Annotated in this window: 1 protein-coding gene; it reads right to left on the reverse strand. The window is 64.3% G+C overall.

The annotated features are described in order from the left end of the window. Positions 1 to 715: molybdopterin cofactor-binding domain-containing protein (locus DBR24_RS32220; protein ID WP_371921289.1), on the reverse strand; the 715-nt coding region annotated here is incomplete at both ends.

A 715-nucleotide genomic window follows, 5' to 3' on the forward strand; every position in this document is an offset into this window, starting at 1 on the left:
TCCAGGTCGCCGAATTCGATACTGTCCTCAGCCACCACCACACCATCGCGCGCGGCATCGCGCAATGGCACGCGCTTGCTGCCGACGCTCACCTGGCCGTCGACGAACGTTGCCTGATCCGCTGCCATGCCCAACTTGCCAGCGACAGCTTCACGCAACTTCATGCACGCGGCATACACCCCGGCCGTCGAGCAGTTGCCGCCAAATTGTCCGCCGGAACCGGACGACACCGGAAAATCCGAATCGCCCAGGCGCACCACGACATCCTCTAATGCCACCCCCATCATCTCGGCCGCCGTCTGCGCGATGATCGTATAGCTGCCGGTGCCGATGTCGGTCATGTCGGTTTCCACCGTGACCTTGCCATCACGTTCCAGACGCACCCGTGCGCCGGACTTGAGCAGCAGGTTGTTGCGGAACGCTGCGGCGACGCCCATGCCGATCAGCCAACGGCCTTCGCGGCGGCTGCCGGGGGGGGCAGCGCGTTGATTCCAGCCGAATGTTTCGGCGCCGGTCTGCAGGCATTCGATCAGGCGTCGCTGGGAGAACGGACGCTCGGTTTTCACCGGATCGACCTGGGTGTCGTTGAGGATGCGGAACTGGACCGGATCGAGCTTGAGCTGCTCGGCCATCTCGTCCATGGCGATCTCCAGTGCCATCAGGCCTGGAGCTTCACCCGGCGCTCGCATGGAATTGCCCTCGGGCAGATCCAGCG

Source organism: Pseudomonas sp. HMWF006, assembly GCF_003061205.1.
In the GTDB taxonomy this organism is placed as follows: domain Bacteria; phylum Pseudomonadota; class Gammaproteobacteria; order Pseudomonadales; family Pseudomonadaceae; genus Aquipseudomonas; species Aquipseudomonas monsensis.